Consider the following 7,020-nt stretch of genomic DNA (forward strand, 5'->3'; position numbering starts at 1 on the left):
AACCAAGCACCCTGAGTTAATAAATAGTTCATCGCAGATTATCGTGTGGACTGGAAATAAAAACGGTTGGAAAGTTATTGTTTAGTCGCCTATGGTGGTCAAGTTAATTTGACCAGTGTCTTAAAAACTCTCTGCATGGCATAGTTGCTTCAGCAGTTCATCCGTTGCACACCTGCCGAATGGAAGGGATGAACAACAAAATCAAACTGCTGAAGCAATGGGCTAAAGCTAACGGGATACCGAATACTTCTTTGTGAAAGTCAGAGCGGCATTCCCCGGAGTTCCGCTATTAATCTTAAATTTTACGTCTACGCCACCAGATCAGCGGCAGCAATGCTAACCAACCAAAACTGGCGGCACCAGAACGCTCAAATGGCTTATTGATATCATCGTCGTCCACCTGAGTACAGGCTTCACCATTGCTATTAGGCTTAAGTACCACCATACGCGGTAGATAAGAAGTCACTGGCTGACCGTTACCATTAAGCTCAAACAGCGGCTTGCCATTGTCACCTACTACCAAATTACCTTTATCATCGAACTGGTAAGAAGGCTTACGGATAAAGGCGGTACCTACTATGGTACCGTCCTCATTGATACTGTTGGCTTCCACCACGACTATGTCAGTATTGTAGGTCAAAGTTTTGCCTGAACCGTCCTCAACACTCACTTCATGACGTTTCCAGTTACCTTCGGCATCTTTCTCATAGCCTTTGGATTCACAGGTCAACAGCTTATTGAGATTACTGAACTCACCGGACTCTTTATCAAACAGGAAGCCTACTTTCGGCCTTGGTTTATCTTTGTCATGGGTTGACTCAATATAACCTACTACCTGTCCCTTGTTGTTGATATCTCTAGGCTTGCTGGAGAGATCAGACATAGTGTTGTAGAAATCGTTGGGCGTAACCGGCTTGGTCTCAGGGTTATTGGTATCGTAGATGAAGAACTTATCGCGGATATAACCTTGGATATACTTGTTGTAGCTACCGACCAAGAGCCCAGCGTCATTGATATCATAGGCAATGGAATTGCGCACATCATCATCAACAACCGGGATCCAGTGGTACTTGTATTCACCATTGGCATCTTGACTCCAATAGGCCGCATCCATTCTCAGGTTATCTGTATCACCATTACGGTAAACATGAGAGCGTCCGGCGACAACTCCAGCGTTGTTCAGCCCCAATCCCTGAGCAGTAAAGGTATACTCTGAATCACCGGGAGTCAGACCAAGTGGCAGCTCAGTCCCGGTAACCGCGCCATTTTCGTATTGCCAGACATAGGCACGCATCTGGTACTGGATATTGCGGGTGTTGTTGGCATTTGGATATTTTTCCCGCTGCAAACACACATCCAGCGGCAGCGTGTTATCACTACCCAGACAGGCAGCAACTCGCTCTGCCCCATATTTACTGATGGCAGTGCTGGCATAACCGGCAATCTGGTTTTTACTGTTGATCGCAGAAGCCATAGACCAACCACCGAGTTCCGCTGTCTTGTCGTCTTTGATATAAGTGGTATAAGGCGGCAGCAGCGGCACTTCAGTACTGCCATCTTTAACAAAACCGCGCTGTTCAAAGTCACGGTAATACCAGTAGTCCTGCCCTTCGGTTTCCCCGGTATAGTCAACCTTCTTCTCTTTACCCGTCATGGCGCCGACTCGAATACCGGCATCATTGATGTCATAGAGGAAACTATCAACCGAGTTGACGCTTGTAGGATCGGCAGGGTCGGTATCCGCAGGCGGTGTGCTACCGTTGATACTCTCAAAATTAGGCGTCCACGGACTCACAGGATCGTTTTCCTGGGAGTTGAAGGTGAAATTATTGGCAATGATGGGTTTATTAATGGAATAAGTGATCTTTTCCTCGGGAGCGATACCATCTTCAATGTCGATAATGCCGTCATCATTATCCACATCCGAGGTGCTGAGCTTTTTCTTGCCCTTGGCCACAGCTATGGCTTCATTATTGGCATTAACGCCCATACCATAACCGGTGCGAGTATCGGCCAGATTACCTTTGAGGTCATATTCATCTAGGTTAACGACTTCATAGACAGGAGCCGCCTGCGATACCTGTAATACACTGATAACCCCCATGGCCACCAATGACAGCGCACTATTCAACTTCATTAATTTGATTCCCATTATAATTTTGTGCTCACTTCATTGACTCGAGTTCTTCCCAACGCTCGAAGTAAGCCTCCAGTTGCTGTTCTTTCTCTGCCAACTGTTGCAATTCGCTGCTCACAATCGCTTGATCCTGCGAATAAAAGTCCGGCTGATTGACACGCTCCTGCAGCTGTTCCAGCTCCTGCTCCAGTGTTTCCATCAAGGCAGGTAAAGCATCCAACTCACGCTGAAGCTTATAGGAAAGCTTTTTGGCTGTCTTGGGTTCTGCAGTTTTTTGCGGCGCAACCTCCTGTTTGACAGGCTTAACCGCCTCAGGTTCCTCAGCATCGCGATAGAAATGTGCCCCTTGGGCAACCGCATCCTGATAGCCGCCGACATATTCACTCCAACGACCATTGCCGCTGAACCACCAGGAACTGGTGACTGTATTATCAATAAAGGCCCGGTCATGACTGACAAGCAGCAAAGTGCCTTCATATTCAGTGAGCAGAGACTCTAGCAATTCCAGTGTCTCTATATCAAGATCATTTGTCGGTTCATCGAGAATGATAAGGTTGGCCGGCCTAAGCAACAACCTGGCCAGCAGCAAACGGTTCTTCTCTCCACCACTGAGCGCCTTGACCGGTGTGCGTGCACGCATAGGCGAAAACAAAAAGTCCTGCAGATAACTGAGGATATGCCTGTCTTTACCGTTGACAGTAACAGTGCTCTTACCCTCACCGACATTTTCTTCCACCGTCTTTTCCGGATCCAAGGCTTCACGGTATTGGTCAAAGTAGGCGACTTCCAGCTTGGTGCCTGTCTTGATTTCACCACTTTGCGGCGCCAACTGACCGATCAACAACTTGATAAGCGTGGATTTACCGCAACCGTTGGGGCCAATCAGCGCGATGCGATCGCCACGCATCACATTGGTGGAAAAGTCCCGCACCAGGTCCTTATCTGCCAGGTTGTAATTGAGATCCTGCACCTCAAACACCAACTTGCCGCTGCGATCGGCTTCAGACACCTGCATTCTGGCATTGCCCTGGCGCTCCAGGCGGGCCCGGCGCTCCATTCTCAAGGCCTTGAGAGCCCTGACCCGGCCTTCATTACGGGTACGGCGAGCCTTAATCCCCTGACGGATCCACACCTCTTCCTCGGCGAGTTTCTTGTCAAAGTGCGCATTTTGCTCGGCCTCAACCCTGAGCCACTCCTGCTTACCATCGAGATAACTCTGGTAATCACCTGGCCAGGAGGTAACCACTCCGCGGTCCAGATCGACTATGCGGGTAGCTATCTTCTGAATAAAGCCACGGTCGTGACTGATAAAGGCGATGGCGCCCTTATATCCCAACAGAAACTGTTCCAACCATTCTATGGTGTCGATATCCAGGTGGTTGGTTGGCTCATCGAGCAGTAACAAATCCGGCTCACTCACCAAGGCTCTGGCCAGGGCAACTTTACGTTGCCAGCCGCCGGAGAGTTCAGACAGAGGTTTATCCGGGTCCAACCCCAGCAGCCGACAGTTTTGCTGAATACGGTTGTCGAGCTGCCAACCATCGAAGTGATCCAACTTGGATTGCAACCGCTCGAGGTTTTTCAGCATTTTCTCGAGCGCTTCACCCTGGGCCTTGGCCATAGACTGCGACAGTTGATGGTATTCTTCGAGCAGTTGGCCCACATCGGCCAAACCGGCGGCAATATAAGAATAGACAGTGCCCTGTTCCGCTTTGGGAGGGTCCTGTTGCAGGCGACTGACTTTCACATCGGTGGCGATATTGAACTCACCATCATCGAGCAGGACTTCTCCTGCCAAGACCTTCAATAGGCTGGACTTGCCGGCGCCATTACGGCCGACAATACAGACCCGCTCGCCAGCTTCAATACTGAAATCTGCCTGCTGCAGCAGAGGGGTATAACCATAGGCAAGCGAGCCATTATTGATACGAACCAGACTCACATTATGCTCCTGTAAAGCGTTTTACTTGCTGTTCATCGAAGGGCCAACAGAGTTCCTCACCCAAGCTGTTGGCCAGCACAGGAATAAGCACGCCATAGCGCTCGGCAAGCGTTTCTTGCTCGCAAATATCCTGAGTGCGATAACGAATATTAAGGCCATCAAGCAAGGTCATGGCCAACTCACACAGATGGCAACCATCTGTGTGGTATAGGGTCAATGGCGTCTCAGGCATGGGTGATCAACCAAGTATTATGAATATGCGGATTGCGCTTGTAATCCATTGGCAGCATCTGGGCATCCATATTGGTGACTGACATGCCCTGATCCGCCATGGCCTCGCTATCCATTTTGAACTTACGTTTGTTGTTGGAAAAGATTATCTCTCCGCCCGGATTGAGCAGTTTGAATAGATCAGACAACAACTTGACGTGATCGCGCTGCACATCGAACGAGTCTTCCATCCGTTTGGAGTTGGAGAAGGTTGGTGGATCGATAAAGATAAGATCGAACTTGCGGTCACAATCGCGGATCCATTGCAGGCAGTCGCCCTGCTCGAAACGATACTGTTTGCCAATCAAACCATTGAGCACAAAGTTATCCTTGGCCCAGTTAAGATAGGTATTGGACATATCCACAGTCGTGACCGACTTGGCACCGCCAAGCCCGGCGTGCACCGATGCGGTTCCCGTATAAGCGAATAGGTTGAGTACGTCACGGCCATTGGCTTTACTGCCTACCAGTTTGCGAATAAGCCTGTGATCGAGAAATAAGCCGGTATCCAGATAGTCGGTTAGGTTAAGTTTGAAACGGGCACCATACTCCTGAGTCACCAGCTCCAGCTTTTCTTTGTCGAGCCGTTGATACTGATTTGTGCCTTTCTGCCGCTCGCGGGTCTTGAGGATGATCTTGTCCGGCTCAACACCTATGGCGCCGGGCAAAGACAGGAGCACATCAGTCAAACGTCGCTTGCTGACGGCTTCAGGTATGCTGGCAGGCGCTGCATACTCTTGGATCACCACATATTCCAGATACTTGTCGATAGCGACATTATATTCAGGAATATCTGCATCATAGAGGCGATAACTGTCGATCCCCTCTTTACGGGCCCACTTATCGAGCTGTTTCAGATTCTTTTTCACCCGGTTGGCAAAGGCACTGGCGATGTCACTGACCTCAGCCCCTGACTGCTCGGCTGCTACAGCTGCCCTGCGGGTGGAATTGGCATGCAGGGTATAGAGGTTAAAGGCGCACTCCAGTGCCCCGTTGAACATCTTCATCTGCTTGTCGGCCTTGAGCTTAAGCAATGAGATCAATTCGATATCACTGCATAGCAAGGCCACTTGCCAGCCACCGAACTCACGCTTGAGCTTGTCGCCAAACTGATAGTAAAGCTGCAACAAGGAGGAGACATTGCCCAAACGCTCGCCATAAGGCGGGTTGGAGATCAATAAGCCTTTGTCCAGCGGTGGCGTGATATTGAGAGCATTGGCAACACTGAACTCAATCAGTTCACTGACACCGGCGCTCTTGGCATTACGTTTGGCCAGCGCCACCATGCGCGAGTCTATGTCCGAGCCGAAGAACTTCACTTCACAACGGTTCTTGCCTATGGTGGCGCGCGCCTTGGCTTCCTCTACTATGTTTTGCCAAAGTTTGGCGTCATGGCGATGCCAGTGCTCAAAACCAAAGCGACTGCGTTGCAGCCCCGGGGCCATATCGGCAGCAATCATAGCCGCCTCAATCAACACTGTGCCGCTGCCACAAAATGGATCCAGCAAAGGCGTTTGTTTATCCCATTGGGCCCGGGCCAACATGTTGGCGGCAAGGTTCTCTTTTAATGGCGCCTCACCTGTACCGCTGCGATAGCCACGTTGATGCAGCGCCGGGCCGGAGAAGTTCAGCGCTATGGTTACCTGACCGTTACGATAATGGGCATCGATTTTGAAGTCGGCATCGACACGTTGCACATTGGGGCGGTTGAGATCATCTTCGCGGAAGCGATCCACTACAGCATCTTTAATCTTGAGGGCGCCGAACTGGGTGTTCTTGATAAACCCGCCCATACCGTGAAAGTCGATACTAAAGGTACAACGGTTATCAAAGTGGCTCGGCCAATCGATACAGAAGGCCGCATTATAGAGCTGTTCGGCGGAATCACAGGGACCGCGATGCAATATAAGTAGAATACGGCTTGCCAGTCTGGTCCAAAGGGTAATGCGGTATGCCTGCTCCAGTGGACAGGAGAAATAGACTCCGGCCAAACTTTCCTTAACCTCAAGCGCACCGAACTCGCGCAGTTCCTGCGCCAAAGCATATTCAAACCCCTTGGGGGCCGCCGCAAAAAAATTCAACATGAACTAACCAGATAGCAAAGCAAAAATGAATGGCGCATTATAACCACTGTTCCCGGTAAAAGATAAAAACTTCCGTTTTCAGTACCGCTTTTCTATCTACTATAGCGAAATTGTTTGAGTTGTAATCAATGGGGTTAATCTTCACGCACAGATGAATCAAATTTGAACACTCAATGGCATTTTGATGATTTGTCCTTGCATTGCCGCGTCTTGGTCGCTATAGTCCACCCCGCTTTGACGGACACCGGATGGAGCAGCATGATAGCTAGTCGGGTTCAGTTACTTAAGAGAGCCTCGAAGGTTGTCGGTTTGTATCCAGTGCCGCAAGCAATTCCTTAATTATGAATTCAAACTGATTAGTACAATTCGGACGCGGGATGGAGCAGCATGGTAGCTCGTCGGGCTCATAACCCGAAGGTCGTCGGTTCAAATCCGGCTCCCGCAACCAATTTCTAATTCCTTAATTATGAATTCAAACTGATTAGCACAATTCGGACGCGGGATGGAGCAGCATGGTAGCTCGTCGGGCTCATAACCCGAAGGTCGTCGGTTCAAATCCGGCTCCCGCAACCAATTTCTAATTCCTT

At 49.9% G+C, this 7,020-nt stretch carries 4 protein-coding genes, 2 tRNA genes and 1 pseudogene; 3 read left to right on the top strand and 4 right to left on the bottom strand.

Annotated elements, in window-relative coordinates:
* Positions 1 to 137 precede the first annotated feature (137 nt).
* Positions 138 to 340, top strand: a pseudogene (locus tag ACMHXE_RS12535) (hypothetical protein); the annotation flags it as partial.
* Here the strand turns inward: ACMHXE_RS12535 and ACMHXE_RS12540 are convergent.
* From ACMHXE_RS12540 to rlmKL, 4 genes are read right to left on the bottom strand one after another with little or no spacing between them, the layout of a single operon-like run.
* Complete coding sequence (locus tag ACMHXE_RS12540; protein ID WP_101055783.1) at positions 296 to 2,137, bottom strand: DUF3466 family protein; 1,842 nt, start codon at positions 2,135 to 2,137, stop codon at positions 296 to 298. The pseudogene ACMHXE_RS12535 and the gene ACMHXE_RS12540 overlap by 45 nt on opposite strands.
* A 28-nt stretch (positions 2,138 to 2,165) precedes the next feature.
* Positions 2,166 to 4,079 carry an ABC transporter ATP-binding protein gene (locus ACMHXE_RS12545; RefSeq protein WP_101055784.1) on the bottom strand — a complete coding sequence of 638 codons (1,914 nt, stop codon included), beginning with the start codon at positions 4,077 to 4,079 and terminating at the stop codon, positions 2,166 to 2,168.
* A gap of 1 nt (position 4,080) precedes the next feature.
* Positions 4,081 to 4,311, bottom strand: coding sequence for a glutaredoxin family protein (locus tag ACMHXE_RS12550; protein ID WP_045283761.1), 231 nt, complete (start codon positions 4,309 to 4,311; stop codon positions 4,081 to 4,083).
* Positions 4,304 to 6,433 (bottom strand): bifunctional 23S rRNA (guanine(2069)-N(7))-methyltransferase RlmK/23S rRNA (guanine(2445)-N(2))-methyltransferase RlmL, encoded by a 2,130-nt coding sequence (gene rlmKL, locus ACMHXE_RS12555; RefSeq protein WP_413732396.1) that lies wholly within the window; start codon positions 6,431 to 6,433, stop codon positions 4,304 to 4,306. Before rlmKL ends, ACMHXE_RS12550 begins: the two co-directional genes overlap by 8 nt.
* A 371-nt stretch (positions 6,434 to 6,804) precedes the next feature.
* Here rlmKL and ACMHXE_RS12560 point away from each other — a divergent pair.
* Positions 6,805 to 6,881: transfer RNA gene (locus ACMHXE_RS12560), tRNA-Met, on the top strand.
* Between the two features lie 48 nt (positions 6,882 to 6,929).
* Positions 6,930 to 7,006: transfer RNA gene (locus tag ACMHXE_RS12565), tRNA-Met, on the top strand.
* Positions 7,007 to 7,020 lie beyond the last annotated feature (14 nt).

Origin of the sequence: Shewanella sp. BJSY2023SW007 (genome assembly GCF_047314525.1) — a bacterium.
GTDB lineage: Bacteria > Pseudomonadota > Gammaproteobacteria > Enterobacterales > Shewanellaceae > Shewanella > Shewanella chilikensis.